The sequence below is a fragment of the Pantoea sp. SM3640 genome, from assembly GCF_015654165.1.
Classification (GTDB): Bacteria; Pseudomonadota; Gammaproteobacteria; order Enterobacterales; family Enterobacteriaceae; genus Pantoea; species Pantoea vagans.
In genome coordinates this window covers 1,993,937-2,015,111 of record NZ_CP064872.1, presented here as the reverse complement: position 1 = coordinate 2,015,111, position 21,175 = coordinate 1,993,937, and the positions used below count along the sequence as shown (strand labels likewise).

Genomic DNA, 21,175 nt, shown 5'->3' with positions numbered 1-21,175 from the left:
GGACATCCGTCAGTGTCAGGTCGCTGACCGATCGCCGCTATCTATACTTGTTACCCGTGCCTGGGATAGAATCCGGGCTGATTCTGACAGGAACGTACCTCCCAGACCGGTAACAATGATCACGACAGCGACAGCGCATAAAAACAAAGAGCGGGGACGCCCCAGAGAGTTCGATATTGAACAGGCTCTGGATCACGCCATGATCGTTTTCCGCCAAAAAGGGTATCACGCCACATCAATAAGCGATCTGGGTGAGGCGATGAACCTCTCCGCAGGCAGCATCTATAAGGCCTTTAAAGATAAGCGCTCGCTCTTTCTGCTGGTGTTTGAACGTTACCTGTTGCTCAGAAATACCGAGCTGCGCCGTCGTCTGGCACCCTGTATCAGCGGACGGGAAAAAATAACCGAGCTGTTGCAGTTCTATCTCGACTCGGCGCGTGCTATCGAAGGGAGGCGCGGCTGTCTGGTCGTTGCCAGCGCCATTGCGCTGCAGACGATGGATCAGGCGCTGGCGCAGCGTATTGATGAGGTAGTCCGGCGTAATCAGCGCTTCCTGGTCTCGCTGCTGGAGCTGGGGCAACGGGATGGCTCAATCGATAACACGCTGGACAGTGAAGCGGCAGCCGGTTTAATCCTCTGCATTGCTTACGGTATGCGGGTGGCAGGCAAGGTCAGCGATGTGAGCAACGAACAGCAGACGCTGGCGCTGGCATTAAAAGTACTGGGGTAATCGTTACGGGGCGGGTCAATCAATAAGCCGGCATTTCTCCGCCCGCATTTTGTCGGACAGAGAAAGTCTGCAGTGCGCTTTTCCCGGCGCTGTTTATGTGCCAGGCTTTTACGTTTTATTCTGTAGCGTAATAATTAAGGCCTGCTTCGTGAAAACCTCAATCTTACTGACACTCGTAGCCGCTATTGGCTGCTCTGTTTTTGCTGCCGAGGGGGGATTTGAAACCCGCGCAGCGAAACATCCGCTGCAACAGCAGGTGACGGAAAGCGGGGAACCGCTGACGCATTAACAGAAGTCGCTGGCAGAGAGCGTCCGCTGCTTAACGGCCAAACAGCAGGCTGATGAGAGCACGGTAGTGGCGCTCATCTTCCAGCGTAGACGCTGTTTCCAGCCGTCGAAGAAGTTTGGTGCAGATCGCTTTACGGTTTACGTTCCCGCCCGCATGCAGAATTTCCACCACCACCTGGCCCAGCGTTTCCTGCTGTGAGGGCAGGCTTGCCGCATTAAAATAACGGGCAATATCGTCTGCCGTCCGCGGCAGTCTCTGGTTCGGGTACATGGGTGATTTCCTGTCAGGTGATGGAAAAACGATCGGTTCGCGGCAAAGTTATACAAAAAAAGCGAGCCTGTATAGCTATTTCAGCGCAGAAGAGGGGGTTTTTGTGCTATCTGCATAGCGTTCAGTGATAAACAGGAAAAAGGCAAAAACTGGCGTGGTGCAGGGAAAGGCGGAAGGGCACCAGGCGAGGCCTGGCACCCTGAACCGACAGCGCCATCATTCAGCGCATTAACGATAATCTTTGAGGAAAACCGGCGCCTGTCCAGTCTCGACCAGCCAGTTTAATTCGGCGCGGTCACGCGTTGAGGCCTCGATAAAGCCTTTGAGCCAGTTGCGTGCATCAGCAATCTGTGCGACGCGCTCATCGCTGCGTTCGTTTTCAGCCATTTCACCCAGCTGGCGAATCAGTGATACCAGCGTAATCTCCTGCTCTTCAAACGCCAGATTGATTGCGGCTTCACCAAGAATCCTATGACCGATTGTTTTATCATGGTAAACCATCAGCGACCTCCTGATTGAATAACGATATGAATAGTCTAGTTAAAGGCAATCCGGACTAAAAGGTCGGAAACCGCCGATAAACGCGGTTTAAATGTTTAAAAATAAAATGAACCTTTAAGCCAAGCGATAAGTCTCTAATAAAAAACAATAAAAGCAAACGTCTGTTTTACGGGTAAAACAGTCTGAGCTATTAAGCTGGTAAAAAAGGATAGTGTTGCCTGAAATTCAGATAAGCAACAGGCAGGTGAGTCACGGTTATTGCTATGCTGCCTGCCATATTATTGCCAAAGCATGACGTATATTTCTGATTGGAATCGGCAGGTGGCAGAGAAATTCGGTCGTGCCACATGCCGTACTAAGCGCAGGCAAAAATAAAGCCGCCCGTAGGCGGCTTTATTAACTGGACGAGCGTGCCCGGTTTATTTCTTCGGTACTTCAGAGACCGCTTTAACGTCCGCTTTATTAATCTGTTGCTTCACGCCATTGGCGTCAGTGTAGGCCAGCAGGCCAGCATCTGACTCAGAAGGCTTGCCATCACTAATAATGGTGCGTCCATCGTTAGTCTGAATCGCATAACTGGTACGGGTGCAGCCGGTTAATACGGTCATACCAATCAATGCGGCGAGAGGTAAAATCAGCGCTTTTTTCATCTTATTCACCTTATATTAGTTGTCGAGTTCACTCATATTACTGATCTCATTGCGATTGATCTGCTCAGTTTTTCCTGTCTGAGCATCGCGATAAGAAACCAGGCCAGTATCTGAATCGATCTGCGGTTTACCATCAGTGACAATGGTGCGGCCATCAGTGGTCTTAATCGACTGATTCGAGGCGCAGCCTGCCAGCGTACCTAAAGAAAGCGCCAGCAAAGCAATGGCTGACAGGGATTTCATTTTCATTTTTTTCAACTCCATGAAGTATAACCAGACGTTTACAGCATAGACGGCTTTATAGAGTTTGCTGGTCCTGTCACGCTTCGCTGCCGGTTTTTTAGACAAAAAAAGGGGGGTGTAGCGATTATTCTGGGGAATGACGGCAGGGAATAGCATTTATTGCAAATGTGCACGGCTGTTTATGCCGTTTTAGCAGCGGCATTACCGGGCCGGAATAAACGTGACGCCAATGCAGGAAATAAGCACGGCAGCCGAAGCCGATATTCTTTGTTAAAGCCAGAGTCGTCCCAGGGGTAATCGTCTGCACCAGCGTTAACAGCTGATCATGTCCGCAGGCCCGATATCCTGATGACTATCGGGCCAGTGAGGAAAGGGATCAAAGAAGGGAGTCTTCGCCAGCTTTGGCTGCCGCTTTTTCCGCTTTCATAGCGCTGACCGGATCGGATGCGCTCAGCCAGCGGTCAAATTTCTGGTAGGTGTCGATAAAGGTTTTAAAGTAGCTGCTGGCAACGGTGGCATTCTCTTTGTGGTTCATAAACGCCACGGCCAGCTTAAATGCATCTTCGTTATCAAATTTCATGTTTGTTTTCCTCGCTTAAGATCTATAGAGCGTAGCCTGAGAACGCGGCCTGCGCATTCAGACAACCGCCTGAAAACGCGCAATAATTCAGGCTGCCTGACAGCATCCACCAGATTGGCGTGGATTCCCACTTACTTCGCGCCAAATCCTTCTTATAATGCCAGCTTCACTCGTGAAGGAGACCCGCTTATGTTGAAAGGATTAACCGTTGCCGCGGTGCTGCTGCTCTCGGGCTGTAGCCTGATGCATAAACAGCCACCGTCGCCGCAGACCCTGCACTATCGCTGCGGAACCCTGCCCCTGACCGTGACGCTGGATGAGGCGAAAGAGCAGGTGAGCTTTATTATGGATGGCCAGCCCCTGACGCTGAAGCAGACGGTATCCGCTTCCGGCGCGCGCTACAGCGACAACACCTATGTGTTCTGGTCCAAAGGAAACGGCGCATTTATCGAACGTAATGATAAAATCGTCGTGAACGATTGTGAGCTGCAACCTGCCAGCTGACTCTTTATCTGAATAGGCGAGCATTATGAGCGACAGCGAAACGCTACACACCATTGCCCATCTGCGGCGCGAATATACCCGCGGCGGATTGCGTCGTAAGGATCTGCCGGATGATCCGATAGCCCTGTTTGAACAGTGGCTGAGCCAGGCGTGTGAAGCAAAACTGCCCGATCCCACGGCAATGACCGTGGCCACCGTGGATGAGCAGGGCCAGCCGTGGCAGCGCATCGTGCTGCTGAAACACTTCGATGCGCAGGGCATGGTGTTTTACACCAACCTTGGCAGCCGCAAGGCGCTGCAGCTAGCTCACAATCCGCGCATTTGCCTGCACTTCCCGTGGCACTACCTGGAGCGTCAGGTGATGGTACTGGGTGAAGTGGAGAAACTGTCGCCGCTGGAGGTGCTGAAATATTTCCACAGCCGTCCGCGCGACAGCCAGATTGGGGCCTGGGTGTCGAAGCAGTCGAGCCGGATCTCGGCCCGTGGCATTCTGGAAGGAAAGTTCCTTGAGCTTAAGCAGAAGTTCCAGCAGGGCGACGTGCCGCTGCCCAGCTTCTGGGGTGGCTACCGGGTGAAATTTCACACCGTGGAGTTCTGGCAGGGAGGCGAACATCGTCTGCACGATCGTTTCATCTATCAGCGCGATCACGACGGCTGGAAAATCGACCGTCTGGCACCCTGAATCTGCATCATTTCCCCCTATCAGCGCTGGCACAGAAGGCGTCAGCGCTTTATGCTATAGCCCTCATTTTTTTCGATTCCGCAACTCAGCGGAAAGCTGTGTACCAGCATAGGTGCAGTCTGATCAATTTGGAGTCAGTAATGACCAGCAGTAACCTGATACAACAATTGCAGGAGAGGGGCCTTATCGCCCAGGTGACGGATGAAGACGCGTTAACAGAGAAACTGGCGCAGGGGCCAATTTCGCTCTATTGCGGCTTTGACCCCACTGCTGACAGCTTGCATTTGGGCCATCTGGTACCGCTGCTCTGCCTGAAGCGTTTTCAGGATGCCGGCCATCAGCCGGTGGCGCTGGTCGGGGGTGCAACCGGCCTGATTGGCGACCCGAGCTTTAAAGCCGCAGAGCGTAAACTTAATACCAGCGACACCGTCAACGAATGGGTTGAGAAGATCCGCCAGCAGGTGGCGCCATTCCTGGACTTCGATTGCGGCAGCAACAGCGCCATCGCCGCCAATAACTATGACTGGTTTGGCAGCATGAACGTGCTGACCTTCCTGCGGGATATCGGCAAACACTTCTCCGTTAACCAGATGATCAATAAAGAAGCGGTGAAGCAGCGCCTGAACCGTGACGATCAGGGTATCTCCTTTACCGAGTTCTCCTACAATCTGCTGCAGGGCTATGACTTTGCCTGCCTGAACGAGCGTCACGGCGTATCGCTGCAGATTGGTGGTTCCGATCAGTGGGGTAACATCACCTCTGGTATCGACCTGACCCGTCGTCTGCATCAGAACCAGGTCTTTGGCCTGACCGTTCCGCTGATCACTAAGTCTGACGGCACCAAATTCGGTAAAACCGAAGGCGGCGCAGTCTGGCTGGATGCGAAGAAAACCAGCCCGTACAAGTTCTATCAGTTCTGGATTAACACGGCGGATGCTGACGTCTATCGCTTCCTGAAGTTCTTCACCTTCCTGAGCATTGAAGAGATCAACGCGCTGGAAGAAGAGGACAAAAACAGCGGCACCGCGCCACGTGCGCAGTATGTACTGGCTGAGCAGGTAACGCGTCTGGTGCATGGCGAAGCGGGGCTGTCGGCGGCAAAACGTATTACGGCCAGCCTCTTCTCAGGCTCCGTAAGCGACATGACCGAAGCCGATTTTGAACAGCTGGCGCAGGATGGTATGCCCACTATCGTGCTGGGCGCTGACGACGATCTGCAGCAGGCGCTGGTGAAAGCTGAGCTGGTGCCGTCTCGCGGTCAGGCTCGCACCATGATCGGCTCCAATGCCGTTTCTCTGAATGGTGAAAAGCAGTCTGATGCGGAATACCGCTTCAGCGACAGCGACAAACTGTTTAACCGTTTTACGCTGCTGCGTCGCGGCAAGAAACATTACTGCCTGATTAACTGGCAGTAAGATTTCAGGGCCGGTTTCCGGCCCTTTTTTATGGCAAGGCAGGACAGGGCAAACAAGTGAAAAATATTTTAGCGATTCAGTCGCACGTTGTTTTTGGTCACGCCGGTAACGCGGCGGCTGAGTTTCCGATGCGCCGCCTGGGGGCAAACGTCTGGCCGCTGAATACCGTACAGTTTTCCAACCATACGCAATATGGCCACTGGACCGGCACGGTGATGCCTGCAACGCATTTAACCGACATCGTTAAAGGTATTGCGGATATTGACCGCCTGAAGACCTGTGACGCGGTGCTGAGCGGCTATCTGGGTTCGGCAGAGCAGGGCGAGCAGATTCTGCAGATTGTTCGGCAGGTCAAAGCAGCTAATCCGAATGCCTGGTACTTCTGCGATCCGGTGATGGGTCACCCCGAGAAAGGCTGCATTGTGGCACCCGGCGTGGCGGAGTTTCACTGCAAAATGGCGATGCCGGCCAGCGACATTATCGCCCCGAATCTGCTTGAGCTGGAGATGCTGAGCGAACGCACCGTTACCGACGTCGACGCGGCAGTCGACGCGGCGCGGGCGCTGATTGCCCAGGGACCACGCGTAGTACTGGTGAAGCACCTGGCGCGCGCCGGTCGTCGCAGCGATCGCTTTGAGATGCTGCTGGTAACGGCGGAAGACGCCTGGCACATCAGCCGTCCGCTGGTCGATTTTGGTGTGCGTCAGCCGGTCGGCGTGGGCGATCTCACCAGCGGTCTGCTGCTGGTAAATCTGCTGCACGGCAAATCATTGCAGGATGCGCTGGAGCACGTCACTGCGGCGGTCTATGAGGTGATGCTGAAAACCCATCAGATGGGCGAGTATGAACTGCAACTGGTGGCGGCCCAGGATGCCATCGCCAGTCCGACGCAGCACTTCGCAGCAGAAAAGCTGTAGTGCAAAAGGGCCGGTCAACCGGCCCTTTTCACTCAGGCTAAGCCTTCCGCTTTCAGCGCCGCCTGCACCGCAGGACGTTCGGCAACGCGATCAAACCACGCCTCCAGCGCCGTAAAGCCGGACAGATCCAGTCCCAGCGCTTTTGCCCAGCGCGTTACCACAAACAGATAGGCATCCGCCACGCTGAAATGCAGCCCCATCAGCCACTGTCTGTCGCGCAGTGACGCATCGACATAGCGGAATTTCGCTTCCAGCTGGCTGCGCGTCTGTGCTTTCACCTCATCGGAGTAACCGGGACGAAACAGCGGCCCAAAGCTTTTGTGCAGTTCGCTGCCGATGTAGCTGAGCCACTCCACGGTGTGATAACGCGTCAGGCTGCCGACCGGTGCCAGCAGATGGCGATCGGGCTTGAGATCCGCCAGGTACTGCACAATGGCAACACCTTCCGTCAGCACGGAGCCGTCGCTGAGCTGCAGCGCGGGCACCTGGCCTTTAGGGTTAATCTGGCGAAAATCATCGCCCCGTTCAGTGAGTTTTGTGGCCAGATCAACACTCACCTGCGTGAAGTCCAGTCCGCATTCGCGCATAACAATGTGGGGAGAAAGAGAGCAGGCTCCTGCTTTGCAAAACAGTTTCATGACCATGTACTCCTTGTTGCAATGGGATCACAGCATAGTAAAGGCTCAGGGTGGAATTGCCAGTGATAAGGATCAGGGATCGATAAGGGAAAGGGGCAGCAATAAAAAAAGCCGGGCAGAGCCCGGCTGATTCGTGTCACGGCAGCGATGACGCCTGCACGTTATTTTTTCGCGTCAGGATCCTGCGTCATACGGTTCAGCAACGGCGCCGTAATCAGCATCAGCAGAGCGATGACAGCGGTCACGATACCAATCTGCTGGAATACGCGGCTGTAGGTCGCCAGCGAAATCAGCGGGTCAGTTACGTTTTCAGGCACCGCCATCAGGTTGGCCACTTTACCGGCAATGACCGCCGCGCCAGCGGTGGTCAGGAACCAGGAGCCCATGATAAAGCCCATCAGACGCTGAGGCACCAGCTGTGCGACCATCGCCAGACCGAGGCCGGAGATCATCAGTTCACCGATACTCTGCAGCGCATAGCTCAGGATTAGCCAGTTAACAGAAACGATACCGGCATCGCTGGCAAACTTCGCGCCCACCGGCAGCACCAGGAACGCAGCGGAGCAGAGCACCATACCAAAGGCAAACTTGTGCGGCATCGGCAGCTTATCACCCAGCTTGTTGTAGAGCGCCGCCAGCAGCGGACTGGCCAGCATGATCCAGAACGGGTTCAGCGCCTGAAACTGCTCGGGCGCAAAGGTAATACCGAGAATTGTGTGCTCAACGTTGCGGATAGCAAAGAAGTTGAGTGACGTTGGCATCTGCATATAGAGCACGAAGAACAGAATCGCTTCGACCATCAGCAGGAAGGCCACAATCATTTTACGACGCGCCGCGCCCTGCAGCGCAAAGGCTTCTTTGGCAAACACCAGTACGATACCCAGCGCAATCACAGCCAGCACCAGGCGTGCAATGACCTGATGATGCAGCATCCAGTTCGCCAACGCGATCAGTACTACGACGCCAACCAGCGTCATCAGCAGTTTTCCGACCTGCAGCGGTGCAAAGTCGGGCTTAGAACCGTAATCCTTGACCATGCGTTTGCAGAACAGGAAGTTAAACAGGGTGATGATCAGCCCGATAACGCACAGCGAGAAGGCAACGCTGTAACCATATTTCGCCGCTAACCACGGGGTGAGCATCATCGAAAACAGTGAACCGATGTTGATCGACATATAAAACATGGTGAAGGCACCATCGATACGTGGATCATCTTTGTCGTAGCAGGTGGAGAGCAGCGAAGAGGGGTTCGCTTTGAACAGCCCGCTGCCCACGGCGATGGTCGCCATACCGATATAGACGATGCTGACGTTATGACCGGAGAATGCTACCAGCGCATAACCCAGTGCCAGTACCAGCACGCCCAGCACAATCACACGTTTGGTGCCCAGCACTTTATCGCCGAGCCAGCCGCCAATGGCGACGAGTCCATAAACCAGCGCGCTGAATGAAGAGAACAGGGTGATGGAGTCTGATTCAGACAATCCCAGTTGCTTCACCAGGTAAACCGCCATAATGGCCTGCAGGCCATAGAAGCCAAAACGTTCCCATAACTCAATCGAGAAGATTAAGTAGAACGCCTTCGGCTGTTTAAACGCATTGAGACTGACAGCCTCATCAGTGTGTTTGTTTGCAGTTGACACATGTACCTCAGTTTTTTCATACCCTGTTTCGGGACAGCAATTAAGTCCGCGTCATGTGAGTTTTTCATGCGCGAGATTGTTATTAGAAGGGAAAAGCGGCGACTAATTTGGCTGATTACGGGCGGCAGGGCAAGAATTTTCTGACAACCGGCCTGAGCTGATAATCCAGGGTTAAAAACCTTATAACAAACTGTTGATCAGATTTTAATTTTGATGACAAAGAGCATATCAGTATAAATCAACTGAATGTGAGCGAGACGCTGGATGGATTTAACATTAACTGCTAATGGAGAGTAATTCAGATGAAACGTTTGCTGCAGATTTTATCAGCAGCATTTACAGGAGGTTTCAGGCCATTATCCAGGCAATATGACGAAAAAGTAAACGTTAACGCGTCTCCTTTGGCGGCAAAGCATACAATTGCTGATCGAGAGCACAAACCCGCGATTTAATTCAGAAAGCAAAACAAGAAACCGATTGCGTTACTGCGCAGGAAGGCTGAAAAGCCTGTCGGCAGCATAAACCGGAAAAAAGTTTCCGTTGAAGAAAATGGGCCGCAGGCTCTGGTGAAGGGGTGAGGGCTTTGTACTGAGTGGCAGCATTATGGCGCGGCGTTCAGGATGCTCGACAGGAAATTAACATTCCTGTAACCTCTCAATTTCCCCGAGAAGGATCTGTTTATGCCATCCCCCCTGCGTTTATCTCTGGCTGGTGACTACCGCGCCGATGCGGTTGCACATCAGGCCATTCCACTTGCTATTGAACGTGCTGCCCGCTGGCTGAACATTACGGTTGAAGCTGAATGGATTGCTAGCGAAAAACTCGCTGAATCCGACCTCAGGCGCAGTGACGCGGTCTGGGTCGTGCCTGGCAGTCCCTACCATAATGATGAGGCCGTTTTTGACACCATTCGCTGGGCGCGGGAAAGCGGAAAGCCTTTCCTGGGATCGTGCGGGGGATTTCAGTATGCGGTCATCGAGTATGCGCGCAATGTACTGGGCTGGCACGATGCGAGTCATGCCGAAACCGACACAGGCGGGCGCATGGTCATAGCTCCGCTGAGCTGCTCGCTGGTGGAGCAGCGCGGCGCGGTCAGGTTCGAACCCGGTTCACGTATTGCTGCGGCCTACGGCATGCTGGGCAGCGATGAAGGCTATCACTGTAACTTTGGCGTCAACCCGGAATTCAGTGCGGCGCTGGGCGATAACACGCTGCGCATTACTGCCTGGGATGAAGCGGGGGACGTACGCGGTGTGGAGCTGCCGGATCATCCTTTCTTTGTTGCCACCCTGTTCCAGTCAGAACGCGCTGCGCTGCAGGAAAAAGAGTCTCCGCTGGTCGTTGCCTGGATGCAGGGGGCACTGGCGCAGCGCTAAAAAGCGATCAGCCTGTGACACTGTCACAGGCTGCTGTTCTTCAGCGCAGCAGCGCCGGGCGTTTGGCGTTAAACGACCAGTTATCAATCAGAAACTGCATGCCCAGCGCATCGTTACGATTTTTATCCGGCAGCGAATTGTAGAGGGTATGTGCCGCTTCGACCCGTTCCATATTCAGGGTGACGCCCAGCCCTGGCCCCTCTGGCAGTTCCAGATGCCCATCCCGAATCTGCGGCGGATGCTGCGTCAGCTGTTGTCCATCCTGCCAGATCCAGTGCGTATCAAAGGCCGTCAGGCGATCGCCGGGTGCAGCCGCCCCCAGATGCGCCACCATCGCCAGAGACACATCAAAGTGGTTGTTTGAATGGCACCCGGTGGTCAGCCCCCACTCCTGACAGAGCTGCGCCACGGTATGTGCATTACGCATCGTCCAGAAGTGCGGATCGGCCAGCGGAATGTCGATAGCATTGAGCTGTAACGCATGCTGCAACTGTCGCCAGTCATTGGCGATCATATTGGTGGCGACCGGAATACCGGTGGCGCGTTTAAACTCGGCCAGCGTTTCCCGGCCGGAGTAGCCCTGTTCCGCGCCACAGGGATCTTCCAGATAGGGAATGCGGCCCGCCAGCTGTTTACCATAATAAATCGCTTCGTTCAGCGACCAGCTGGCGTTGGGGTCGACCGTGACGCGAGCCTGCGGAAAGCGTTGCAGCAGGGCGTTGACCGTATCTACCTCCACTTCGCCGTGATGTACGCCGCCCTTGAGTTTGAAGTCGCGGAAGCCATAGCGTTCCGCTGCGGCTTCAGCCAGCCGCACGACGCCTTGCGCATCCATCGCTTTTTCATGGCGCAGTTGCAGCCAGGCATCACCGCCAGACTGGCCTGCCTGATAGTTCATGCTGGTCAGGTTGCGGTCGGCGATATAGAACAGATAGCCGAGTACCGGCACCCGATCGCGCTGCCTGCCGCTGGCAAGTAATTCGGCAACCGGCAGATTCAGATGCTGGCCCATCAAATCAAGCAGCGCCGCTTCAATCGCCGCTGTGGCGTTGTAGAACTTCTCCGGGTTCATCTGCGGAATGTGGATGTCATCGGTATGCGCGGTCTGCTGATGGCGTGCATCACTGGCAAACAGTGTGGCGATCGTCGCATTCAGCCGCAGCAGTTCGCTGCCCTCAATCTGCGATCGAAAACGTGCCAGCAGCGCCAGCGTCGAAGCGTGACAGGGACTTTCGCCCACGCCGGTACGGCCTGCGGAATCGGTCAGGATCACCAGGATGCGGGTAAAGTAGCAGTTATGCGCGCCACCAATGTTCAGCAGCATGCTGTCATAACCGGCGACCGGCACCACCCGCATTGTTTTAATGACTGGACTGTCTGACATGGTGATTCTCCATAGGATCAAGGGAAGACGGGGATGGCCTGCGGCGCAGCAGCAGCCACAGCCCGGTCAGCAGCGAAACGCTGGTCAGCGCATACAGGCCGCCGGTAGTGGAACCGGTCTTCATCTCCAGATAGCCAAACACCGTCGGTGCGAAGAAGCCGCCAAGATTGCCAACAGAATTCACCAGCGCAATGCCCGGTGCGACAATCGAGGCGGGCAGTTCTCCCTGCGGCATCGGCCAGAAAAAGGTGGCGCTGACTTTTGAGCCGATACAGGCCACGATCATCGCAAGGAAACCAAACCACGGGGAACCCAGCGTAGCCATAAAAGTGCCACAGGCGGCGACCAGCATGGCAACGCCCAGCGCTTTATCGAGTCTGTCACGGTGGCGGTCTGAAAAGCGGCTCAGCAGGTTGATGGCGATAATGGCGCACAGCCATGGCACAGCGGTGAGAATCCCGATGCCAAAACTGCTGAACCCCTGTATGCGCTGAATAATCTGCGGCAGCCAGAACACCAGCGTATAACCCGTCATGGTCATGGTGAAGAAAATTGCGCAGAAGAACAGCAGGCTGCGATTGCGTAACAGCGACATTCTGCCCGGCTCGCGATTAAGCGCGTCACGCTGTGCCTCTTCACTGTTCAGCTGCTGCACCAGTGCCTGTTTCTCTGCATCACTCAGCCAGCGCGCATCAGCAGGACGCGATACCAGCACCCAGGCGGCGAGGATCCCGACCAGCACCGAGGCGCCGCCTTCAAGGAACATCACCCATTCCCAGCCCGCTATCCCCAGAAAGTTGTGCATCATCAGGATGGCACCCGTGATCGGCCCGGAGAAGAGAAAGGCAGCAGCCGTGGCGCTCAGGACCATCGCGGTAGCCCGGCCGCGCCAGGCATTCGGCACCCACTGACGGAAATAGAACAGCACGCCGGGAAAGAAGCCCGCTTCGGCGACGCCGAGTAAGAAACGCAGCAGGTAAAACTGAATGGGTGAGGTGACGAATCCGGTCAGGACCACCACCAATCCCCAGGTAATCATGATGCGTGTCAGCCAGACGCGTGCGCCAAAGCGCTTCATCATCAGATTGCTCGGCACTTCAAACAGCGCATAACCAATGAAAAAGAGGCCCGCACCCAGACCAAAGGCAGCGGCGCTGATCCCGGCATCGGTACGCAGTTCGGCTTTAATAAAGCCAATGTTGGCGCGGTCGATCTGATTAATAATCAGCATCACCACCAGCATCGGGATGATATGGGTGAAGAATTTTTTGATGGCGGAGGCGATCAGCTCATCGTGCTGCGGGGATAAGGCGCTATCCATCGTTCTTCCTCATGAGAAACGTAAAGAAGAGCAAAGTGTAGGGCGCTGAAAAGGCGGGCTCTATAGGCATCCGCCCAGGACCGGATGGGCGTCCGGCCTGGGGGGTTGTGTTATCAAGATGTTACCGGAAAGGCGAGGCGAAGCGGCTGAGCAAAACTGTGGCAGCGATCAACTTTGTGTGTGTCATTCGGCCATACGGAGCGTGCCGGCAGAACGGGACGCGTCAGCAGCAGGCAGGCTTCAGCCGCTAAACTGACGGCGCTGGGCAATCTCTTCCGCACGCAGCAGCAGTGCCTGCAAATCATCTTCGTCAATATCCAGCAGTTCGCCGCCCTGTAAAGCCTGATGCAGATCGGCGCGCGTCAGCGGGACCGGCATGGCGACCGGCTGGGGTTTGACTTCTTCAGGGGCCAGCGGATGCGGATAGCGGCGACCGGCCAGATTGTTAAACAGCAGAGCCAGTAGCGCCAGCGTCAGTGAGTTGAGCAGGACTGGCGTCAGGACAAACTGATAACCCAGCTGCTGTACCGATGGCTCGCCCAGAATAGCGGTCAGCGCCACCGCGCCGCCGGGCGGATGCAGACAGCGCAGCTGGAACATCAGCAGGATCGCCACACAGGCCGCGACACCGCAGGCGATGGCCGGATCGGGTATCAGCTGGCTGACGGTAACGCCTGCCAGCGCTGACAGGCTGTTGCCGCCAACGATTGCCCACGGCTGCGCCAGCGGACTGGCAGGCAAACCAAAGAGCAGGACGGCTGATGCGCCAACCGGGGCGACAAACCACAGGTTCAGTTCGCCCAGCATCCAGTGGCTCAGCAGGCTGGTCAGCACCAGGCCAATGCCCGCACCCAGTCCGGCGATCACCACATGCTTGTTACTTACTGCCAGCGGATGCGGCCAGAGGCGCGCCAGAAACAGGCGCAGAGGATGCCTTCCAGCAGAAGGGCTTTTCTTCATTACGTTACTCACCGTGTCATAACATTTTCTTATCGTCAGGGGCGGCGATTTTCCATCATCAACATCAATGTAACAACCCGACAAACTGTGCCGGTATTCCGGCGCGTCAGAAAGCGTGGTGAAAAGGGGGATCGCGCAGAAGACGTCACGCAGCGGGCACAGGCAGACAATAAAAAACCCGCCGCAGCGGGTCAGTCATCAGTGGGATCACTCAACTTTGTCGGGATACTCGCAGAGGTCTTCAATCAGGCAGGAGCCGCAGCGCGGTTTACGCGCCACGCAGGTGTAGCGGCCATGCAGAATCAGCCAGTGGTGACAATCGACCTTGTAGGCAGCCGGAACCACCTTCAGCAGCTTCTGTTCCACCTCTTCCACATTCTTACCCGGCGCAAATTTCGTGCGGTTACTGACGCGAAAAATATGCGTATCAACAGCGATCGTCGGCCAGCCAAAGGCGGTATTGAGCACCACATTAGCGGTTTTACGACCTACACCGGGCAGGGCTTCCAGCGCCGCACGATCTTCCGGCACTTCACCGTTGTGCTGCTCAAGCAGAATGCGGCAGGTCTTAATCACATTTTCCGCTTTGCTGTTAAACAGGCCGATGGTTTTGATGTATTCCTTTACGCCATCCACGCCCAGTGCCAGCATCGCAGCGGGCGTGTTGGCCACCGGATAGAGCTTTGCGGTGGCCTTGTTCACGCTGACATCGGTCGCCTGCGCCGAGAGCAATACCGCAATCAGCAGCTCAAACGGCGAGCTGAAATTCAGCTCGGTGGTCGGATGCGGATTGTTCTGCTGCAGCCGGTGAAGGATTTCGGTGCGTTTGGTCTGATTCACACCGGCTTCCCGACGGCGTTCTGAGGCGCAGCGGTTTCAGCCGCCTGAGCACGCAGCGCTGCACGCTGTTTCATTTTCTGATCGATCAGGTATTTGCACGCCAGCATCATGCCCAGGCCGATAAACGCGCCAGGCGGCAGCATGGCCAGCAGCATCGGTGAGTCGAAATGAACCACTTCGATACGCAGCGATTTCGCCCACGGGCCAAGCAGCTGATCGGCACCGTTAAACAGCGTGCCGCTGCCGATAATTTCGCGCAGCGAACCCAGCACCACCATGGCACAGGTTGCGCCCATGCCGATGGCAAAGCCATCCAGCGCCGAGAGCGGAATGCTGCTTTTAGAGGCGACGGCTTCAGCACGGCCGACCACGATGCAGTTGGTCACGATCAGCGGGATAAAAATCCCCAGTGACTGATAGAGACCGTAGGCATAGGCGTTGATCAGCATCTGCACGCAGCTCACTACCGAGGCGATGATCATCACATAAATCGGGATACGGATTTCCGACGGCACCCAGCGGCGCGAGGCGGAAATAAAACTGTTGGTCAGGGTCAGCACCAGCGTGGTGGCAAGGCCTAAACCCAGCGCGTTAGTGGCGGTCGCGGTGACCGCCAGCAGCGGGCAGAGACCCAGCAGCTGCACCAGTGCCGAGTTGTTCTTCCACAATCCACCAACCAGCAGACTTTTAGCTTCACTCATTTGTGTCTCCACATGCCGGTAACGAAGAGAGTCTCTCCGGAAGCGTTTTCATCAACAGCGCAGTGCGTTTCGTCGCATTGACCACCGCGCGTGGGGTAATGGTGGCGCCGGTAAACTGATCGAAGTCGCCGCCATCTTTTTTAACCGCAAAGGCTTTATCAGACGGACCCTGCACCACTTTGCCATTAAAGCTGTTGATCCAGTCAGAGATGCGCAGTTCAATCTTATCGCCCAGGCCAGGCGTTTCATGGTGTTCGATTACGCGCACGCCCAGTACTTTACCCTGGAAATCGGCACCGACCAGCATTTGTATCGCACCAGAATAGCCGTCAGGCGCCGTTGTCTCCAGTGCCGCCGCGACCGGCTTGCCACCTTTACGCGCCAGGAAGAGATGATGCGGCACACTGTTACCCAGCGCTGCATCCGTGACAACGTAACAATCCTGCTGGATTTTGTTGTCATACAGATCGACAGGTACCACCTGATCCAGCAGATTTTTCTGCTGTAACTGGGTCTGATGCTCTACCGTCGGTTTGGTGACCGTATTCACCACAGCGGTAGCGGCCGTGGTAATCGCGGCGAAAATCGCCAGCGTGACGCCATTTTTGCGAATCGTCTCCAGCATCGCTTAATCCTTCTGATGGCCGTAAACGCGCGGCTGGGTGTAGTAATCGATGAGCGGCACGCAGATGTTGGCAAGCAGCACAGCAAACGCCACGCCGTCAGGATAGCCACCAAAGCTGCGGATCAGCCAGACCAGCAGGCCGATCAGCGCGCCATAAACCAGACGACCACGATTGGTGGTCGACGCGGTTACCGGATCGGTAGCGATAAAGAACGCGCCCAGCATGGTGGCACCGGAGAAAAGATGAATCAGCGGGCTGTTGAGCGATTCCGGTGAGAAGAACCAGCCCAGCGTGGCGCAGAACGCCAGTGACAGCAGCATAGCGGCCGGGATATGCCAGCGAATCGCACTCTTCCACAGCAGGAACAGGCCGCCCGCCAGATAACCGACGTTCACCCACTGCCAGCCGAGCCCGGCCAGCACGCCGCTGTAAATCGGCTGCGCCAGCAGATGTTCGGCACTGTGACCGGCGCGTAAGCCGGTTTTAAAGGTATCCAGCGGCGTTGCCTGGCTGATGCCATCCACACCCATCTGCAACTGCTGCATGGTGTCACCCGCCAGCGTGTGGCCCCGGAACACCATGCTCAGACTGTCCATCAGGCCGGGTTTTATCGCCTGTAGCGTATCAGGCGGCAGCCAGCTGGTCATCTGCACCGGGAAGGAGATCAGCAGCACTACATAGCCAACCATCGCCGGGTTAAACGGGTTCTGGCCGAGTCCGCCATAGAGCTGTTTAGCAATGACCACCGCAAACAGGGTACCAATCACCACCAGCCACCAGGGGGCCAGCGGCGGCAGGCTGATACCGATCAGGATGGCGGTCAGCAATGCCGAATTATCCGCCAGCGTGCTGGCAACCGGTGCTTTACGCAGACGCAGGATCGCCGCCTCGGTCAGCCAGGCGGTAAGGGTCGCCAGTAAGACCTGTAAAACGGTGCCGTAGCCAAAGAAATAACACTGTGTAGCAAAACCTGGCACCGCCGCCAGCACCACCAGCAGCATGATGTTGCCGGTACTGCGGCGGTTATGGGTATAAGGAGAACTTGCGATACGAAAAGCCATTTAATCCTCAAGCGTCGTAGACGACTGCGCTTTACGCGCTTTGGCACGGGCGATGGCGGCAGCAATAGCGGCCTTGCGCGCATCATCGGGTTGATTCAGTTCAGGTGCCTGTTCGGGTTCAGCATTGGCGTTATTTGCCTGCTCCTGCGCCTGTTCCGCTTTCTCAACCGCAAAATGCGCGGCGGTGGCGAGCGCTGCGGCGTCACGGGAAGCGGCATCGGCGTCACTTTCAGCCTGTGCCGCTTTCTTCGCTTTGGCACGGGCGATAGCGGCCTGAACCGCGGCTTTGCGTGGGTCGGTTTCCACTGCGGCGTCCGGTGCAGCTTCAGCCGCAGCGTCCGTCGCGGCGTCAGTCACGCTCTGCGACGCTGTCGTACCAGCGCCTTCAGCCTGTGCCGCTTTCTTCGCTTTGGCACGGGCGATAGCGGCCTGAACCGCGGCTTTACGTGGGTCGGTTTCCACGGCGGCGTCCGGTGCAGCTTCAGCCGCAGCGTCCGGCGCGGCGTCAGTCACGCTCTGCGACGCTGTCGTATCAGCGCCTTCAGCCTGTGCCGCTTTCTTCGCTTTGGCACGGGCGATAGCGGCCTGAACCGCGGCTTTACGCGGGTCGGTTTCAGCAGTGGTGCCTGGTGCGGCTTCTGAAACACTCTCCGATGCAGCCGGAGCCGTCGCATCAGCGCCTTCAGACTGTGCTGCTTTCTTCGTTTTGGCACGGGCGATAGCGGCCTGAACCGCGGCTTTACGCGGGTCGGTTTCAGCAGTGGCGTCCGGCAAGGCGTCAGTAACACTCTCCGATGCAGCCATAGCCGTCACATCAACGCTTTCCGCCTGAGCCGCTTTCTTCGCTTTGGCGCGCGCTACAGCGGCCTCGACGGCTGCTTTACGCGGATCGACACTGGCGTCAGCAGCCGTATCAGCCGGTGAGACTTTCTTCGCTTTTGCCCTGGCAATCGCGGCTTCAACCGCCGCTTTACGCGGATCGACTGACTGACGCGTTACCGGCTGGGTTTCAGCCTGCGCCTCAGCCTGACGCAGACGCGCCTGCGCATGGCGGGCTTCACGCTGCGCTTCGAGCGTCGCTTCATCCGGTTCAGCGGACTGACGGGCTTTCACCCGCGCTTTAGCTGCGGCCAGCTCACTGGTATCGGTGCGGGCAACTCGCTGTTTCGCCTCTTCATGACGCGCTTCACGGGCCTGTTTTTCACGCTCCAGGCGCGCCTGACGCGCTTCGAAGCGTGCTTTAGCTTCCAGCGTGCGTTTCGCTTCCAGATCGATGGCGCGCAGTTCCGCTTTTTCCTGACGGTAATATTGCACCAGCGGAATATTACTCGGGCAGACATAGGCGCAGGCACCGCATTCGATGCAGTCATCGATATGGTGGGCACGCGCTTTATCGTGATCGCCGCCCTGGCTGTACCAGTAAAGCTGCTGCGGCAGTAGTTTGGCCGGACAGGCATCGGCACAGGCGGAACAGCGAATGCAGGACTGCTCTTCATCATTGTTGCCCATCTCACTGGCAGAGGGCGCAAGAATACAGTTGGTGATCTTCACCACCGGCACATCCAGCGATGGCAGGGTAAAGCCCATCAGCGGACCGCCCATGATTACCATCTGACGCGGCGCAGGCGTAAATCCGACCTGATGCAGCAGATGGCTGATTGGCGTGCCAAGACGACTCCAGACGTTACGCGGCTGGGCAATCGCCTCGCCGGTCAGTGTCACCACGCGTTCGGTGATCGGTTCACCGTTGATGATGGCCCGCTTGACCGCCCAGGCGGTACCGACGTTCTGCATCAGCACGCCGATATCGGTTGAGCGTCCGCCGTGCGGCACTTCCATGCCGGTCAGAATGCGGGTCAGCTGCTTGGCACCGCCAGAAGGATATTTGGTCGGGATCACCCGGATTTGCAGATCGCGCTCGCTACCCAGCGCCTGTTTTAGCGCGGCGATCGCTTCAGGTTTATTATCTTCAATGCCAATCAACACCCGCTCAGCCTGTAACACCCAGGCGAGAATGCGGCTGCCTTCCAGCACTTCGGCGGCGTAGTCCTGCATCAGGCGATCGTCAGCGGTGATGTAAGGTTCACACTCTGCCGCATTGATAATCAGGGTTTTAACCCCGCGCAGGCCGCCTTTCAGTTTGGTGGCGGTCGGGAATCCCGCGCCGCCCAGACCCGCAATGCCCGCATCGTAAATTCGCTGCACGATGTCGGCGCGCGGATGCTGACGGTAGTCTGGCAGCGGATCGAGCGGCATCCAGCGGTCTTCACCATCCGGCGTCAGGAAGATGCAAAGTTCGGACAGGCCCGACGGGTGCGCGGTCATATGCTGACCAATATCCTCAATCACGCCAGAGGTGGGCGCATGGACCGGCAGCATGCGGCCAGTACCAAACGTCAGGGGCTGACCGCGCAGCACTTTCTCGCCGGGCACAACGCAGATCTCCCCTTCATGGCCGATATGCTGTTTCAGCGGGATAATAAAACGGTGCGGCAGCGGCAGTTCGCTGAGCGGCGTGCCGTTGGACTGGGTTTTCATTTCCGGCGGATGGATACCGCCCTGAAAATCCCAGACTTTCTCTTTTTTCAGGAAGTTAAACAGATTAAGCATGAGTTTCTACCGGGATCACCCGTACAGGAATGGTATTCAAATCCCACTTCCAGTTAGCTGGCGTGGTGGCGACCGGACGCATTTCAATACAGTCAGTCGGGCAGGGTGCGACACAGAGATCGCAGCCGGTGCAGACATCGCTCAGCACGGTGTGCATGGCGCGGGTTGCGCCGACAATTGCATCCACCGGACAGGCCTGAATACATTTGGTGCAGCCAATGCAGTTGGCTTCATCGATAAACGCCACGGTGCGCAACGGCTCTTTCGCCGTTTCATCGCCATCAATCGGCTGCGGTTCAACGTTCAGCAGCGCAGCCAGCTTGAGCATGGTCTGTTCACCGCCCGGCGCGCATTTATTGATTGCTTCACCGTTGTTGCCGACCGCATCAGCATAGGGACGGCAGCCAGGGTAGCCGCACTGGCCACACTGGCTCTGCGGCAGAATGGCATCAATCTGCTCAACGATAGGATCTTCTTCCACCTCAAAGCGGCGCGAGGCGTAACCCAGCAGGGCGCCGAACACCAGGCTCAGGGCACTTAATACGGCAACAGCAATCCAGATCGCGGTCATCAGAATTTCACCAGACCGCTGAAGCCCATGAATGCCAGCGCCATCAGGCCCGCGGTAATCAGGGCAATGGAGTTGCCTTTAAACGGGGCAGGCACATTGGCCAGCACCAGACGCTCACGCATCCCGGCGAACAGCACCATCACCAGCGAGAAGCCGATAGAGGCACTGAAACCATACAGCGCGGCCTGCATAAAGGTGTGGTTGAGGTTAACGCTCAGCAGAGGCACGCCCAGCACCGCACAGTTGGTGGTGATCAGCGGCAGGAAGATACCCAGTAAACGATAGAGCGACGGACTGGTTTTACGCACCACCATTTCGGTGAACTGTACGACAACAGCGATCACCAGGATATAGGCCATTGTGCGCAGATAGACCAGATCCAGCGGCAGCAGGATCAGATGGTTGACCAGCCACGCGCAGATAGAGGCCAGCGTAATCACGAATGTTGTAGCGAGGCCCATGCCAATCGCCGTTTCCAGTTTTTTGGAAACGCCCATAAATGGACAGAGGCCGAGAAACTTCACTAATACGAAGTTATTCACCAGCACGGTGCCAACAAAGAGAAGCAGATAATCGGTCATTTTTTCGCCTGGGAGCCGGAAAGCGGCTTATTATCATTGATAGCGCGGCGTATCTCAACACCCGCGCCTCCCGCAAGGCGGC

General features: G+C 56.4%; 25 protein-coding genes. 8 read left to right on the top strand and 17 right to left on the bottom strand.

What is annotated here, in order from left to right:
- Nucleotides 1-115: 115 nt before the first annotated feature.
- Nucleotides 116-730, top strand: a complete 615-nt coding sequence (locus IV493_RS09330) for a TetR/AcrR family transcriptional regulator (RefSeq protein WP_013357751.1) — start codon at nt 116-118, stop codon at nt 728-730.
- A gap of 148 nt (nt 731-878) precedes the next feature.
- Nucleotides 879-1,019: a hypothetical protein gene (locus IV493_RS09325; RefSeq protein ID WP_230299962.1), complete on the top strand. Its 141-nt coding sequence runs from the start codon at nt 879-881 to the stop codon at nt 1,017-1,019.
- Between the two features lie 30 nt (nt 1,020-1,049).
- Here IV493_RS09325 and ycgZ read toward each other — a convergent pair whose 3' ends face one another.
- The 5 genes from ycgZ to IV493_RS09300 all read right to left on the bottom strand — a co-directional run bounded on the left by ycgZ (nt 1,050) and on the right by IV493_RS09300 (nt 3,263).
- Entirely contained in the window at nt 1,050-1,289 is a 240-nt protein-coding gene (ycgZ, locus tag IV493_RS09320; protein WP_013357752.1) for a regulatory protein YcgZ, read from the bottom strand.
- 228 nt (nt 1,290-1,517) lie between these two features.
- Nucleotides 1,518-1,790, bottom strand: coding sequence for a hypothetical protein (locus IV493_RS09315; protein WP_013357755.1), 273 nt, complete (start codon nt 1,788-1,790; stop codon nt 1,518-1,520).
- 419 nt (nt 1,791-2,209) lie between these two features.
- Nucleotides 2,210-2,440, bottom strand: coding sequence for a YgdI/YgdR family lipoprotein (locus IV493_RS09310; RefSeq protein ID WP_010245445.1), 231 nt, complete (start codon nt 2,438-2,440; stop codon nt 2,210-2,212).
- Nucleotides 2,441-2,455: 15 nt separating this feature from the next.
- Nucleotides 2,456-2,689, bottom strand: coding sequence for a YgdI/YgdR family lipoprotein (locus IV493_RS09305; protein ID WP_010245442.1), 234 nt, complete (start codon nt 2,687-2,689; stop codon nt 2,456-2,458).
- Nucleotides 2,690-3,059: 370 nt separating this feature from the next.
- Nucleotides 3,060-3,263: a hypothetical protein gene (locus tag IV493_RS09300; protein ID WP_013357757.1), complete on the bottom strand. Its 204-nt coding sequence runs from the start codon at nt 3,261-3,263 to the stop codon at nt 3,060-3,062.
- 189 nt (nt 3,264-3,452) lie between these two features.
- On the opposite strand from IV493_RS09300, the gene IV493_RS09295 reads away from it, so the two are divergent.
- The 4 genes from IV493_RS09295 (at nt 3,453) to pdxY (ending at nt 6,781) form a co-directional block, all read left to right on the top strand.
- Complete coding sequence (locus IV493_RS09295) at nt 3,453-3,767, top strand: MliC family protein (RefSeq protein WP_013357758.1); 315 nt, start codon at nt 3,453-3,455, stop codon at nt 3,765-3,767.
- Nucleotides 3,768-3,792: 25 nt separating this feature from the next.
- Nucleotides 3,793-4,449 carry a pyridoxamine 5'-phosphate oxidase gene (gene pdxH, locus IV493_RS09290; RefSeq protein ID WP_013357759.1) on the top strand — a complete coding sequence of 219 codons (657 nt, stop codon included), beginning with the start codon at nt 3,793-3,795 and terminating at the stop codon, nt 4,447-4,449.
- A 140-nt stretch (nt 4,450-4,589) separates the two neighbouring features.
- Nucleotides 4,590-5,864: a tyrosine--tRNA ligase gene (gene tyrS, locus IV493_RS09285; protein ID WP_033732557.1), complete on the top strand. Its 1,275-nt coding sequence runs from the start codon at nt 4,590-4,592 to the stop codon at nt 5,862-5,864.
- 56 nt (nt 5,865-5,920) lie between these two features.
- A complete protein-coding gene (gene pdxY / locus IV493_RS09280; RefSeq protein ID WP_061062385.1) occupies nt 5,921-6,781 on the top strand; it encodes a pyridoxal kinase PdxY in 861 nt (286 codons plus the stop codon).
- A 32-nt stretch (nt 6,782-6,813) separates the two neighbouring features.
- Here the strand turns inward: pdxY and gstA are convergent, their stop codons facing one another.
- Together gstA and dtpA are read right to left on the bottom strand one after the other, a co-directional pair.
- Nucleotides 6,814-7,419: a glutathione transferase GstA gene (gene gstA, locus IV493_RS09275; protein WP_195857028.1), complete on the bottom strand. Its 606-nt coding sequence runs from the start codon at nt 7,417-7,419 to the stop codon at nt 6,814-6,816.
- 161 nt (nt 7,420-7,580) lie between these two features.
- Nucleotides 7,581-9,062 (bottom strand): dipeptide/tripeptide permease DtpA, encoded by a 1,482-nt coding sequence (gene dtpA / locus IV493_RS09270; RefSeq protein WP_033782990.1) that lies wholly within the window; start codon nt 9,060-9,062, stop codon nt 7,581-7,583.
- 302 nt (nt 9,063-9,364) lie between these two features.
- On the opposite strand from dtpA, the gene IV493_RS09265 reads away from it, so the two are divergent.
- A complete protein-coding gene (locus IV493_RS09265; RefSeq protein WP_156105688.1) occupies nt 9,365-9,514 on the top strand; it encodes a hypothetical protein in 150 nt (49 codons plus the stop codon).
- 228 nt (nt 9,515-9,742) lie between these two features.
- Nucleotides 9,743-10,438, top strand: coding sequence for a CTP synthase (locus IV493_RS09260; protein WP_195857027.1), 696 nt, complete (start codon nt 9,743-9,745; stop codon nt 10,436-10,438).
- Nucleotides 10,439-10,478: 40 nt separating this feature from the next.
- Here the strand turns inward: IV493_RS09260 and IV493_RS09255 are convergent, their stop codons facing one another.
- From IV493_RS09255 to rsxA, 10 genes are all read right to left on the bottom strand, one after another.
- Entirely contained in the window at nt 10,479-11,822 is a 1,344-nt protein-coding gene (locus tag IV493_RS09255) for an enolase C-terminal domain-like protein (RefSeq protein ID WP_195857026.1), read from the bottom strand.
- The gene (locus tag IV493_RS09250) at nt 11,800-13,143 is read right to left on the bottom strand and encodes an MFS transporter (RefSeq protein WP_195857025.1); all 1,344 of its coding nucleotides are present in this window, start codon (nt 13,141-13,143) and stop codon (nt 11,800-11,802) included. The genes IV493_RS09255 and IV493_RS09250 overlap by 23 nt, the downstream gene beginning before the upstream one ends.
- 240 nt (nt 13,144-13,383) lie before the next feature.
- Nucleotides 13,384-14,103 (bottom strand): HPP family protein, encoded by a 720-nt coding sequence (locus IV493_RS09245; RefSeq protein WP_195857024.1) that lies wholly within the window; start codon nt 14,101-14,103, stop codon nt 13,384-13,386.
- A gap of 207 nt (nt 14,104-14,310) precedes the next feature.
- Nucleotides 14,311-14,943, bottom strand: a complete 633-nt coding sequence (gene nth / locus IV493_RS09240; protein WP_003849001.1) for an endonuclease III — start codon at nt 14,941-14,943, stop codon at nt 14,311-14,313.
- Nucleotides 14,940-15,644, bottom strand: coding sequence for an electron transport complex subunit E (locus tag IV493_RS09235; protein WP_033782996.1), 705 nt, complete (start codon nt 15,642-15,644; stop codon nt 14,940-14,942). The genes nth and IV493_RS09235 overlap by 4 nt, the downstream gene beginning before the upstream one ends.
- Complete coding sequence (rsxG, locus tag IV493_RS09230; protein WP_195858139.1) at nt 15,637-16,269, bottom strand: electron transport complex subunit RsxG; 633 nt, start codon at nt 16,267-16,269, stop codon at nt 15,637-15,639. Before rsxG ends, IV493_RS09235 begins: the two co-directional genes overlap by 8 nt.
- Nucleotides 16,270-16,272: 3 nt before the next feature.
- The gene (gene rsxD, locus IV493_RS09225) at nt 16,273-17,331 is read right to left on the bottom strand and encodes an electron transport complex subunit RsxD (protein ID WP_095707252.1); all 1,059 of its coding nucleotides are present in this window, start codon (nt 17,329-17,331) and stop codon (nt 16,273-16,275) included.
- Nucleotides 17,332-19,941 carry an electron transport complex subunit RsxC gene (gene rsxC / locus IV493_RS09220; protein ID WP_195858138.1) on the bottom strand — a complete coding sequence of 870 codons (2,610 nt, stop codon included), beginning with the start codon at nt 19,939-19,941 and terminating at the stop codon, nt 17,332-17,334.
- Nucleotides 19,934-20,512 carry an electron transport complex subunit RsxB gene (rsxB, locus tag IV493_RS09215; RefSeq protein ID WP_195858137.1) on the bottom strand — a complete coding sequence of 193 codons (579 nt, stop codon included), beginning with the start codon at nt 20,510-20,512 and terminating at the stop codon, nt 19,934-19,936. The genes rsxC and rsxB overlap by 8 nt, the downstream gene beginning before the upstream one ends.
- Nucleotides 20,512-21,093: an electron transport complex subunit RsxA gene (rsxA, locus tag IV493_RS09210; RefSeq protein WP_003853423.1), complete on the bottom strand. Its 582-nt coding sequence runs from the start codon at nt 21,091-21,093 to the stop codon at nt 20,512-20,514. Before rsxA ends, rsxB begins: the two co-directional genes overlap by 1 nt.
- Between the last annotated feature and the right edge of the window lie 82 nt (nt 21,094-21,175).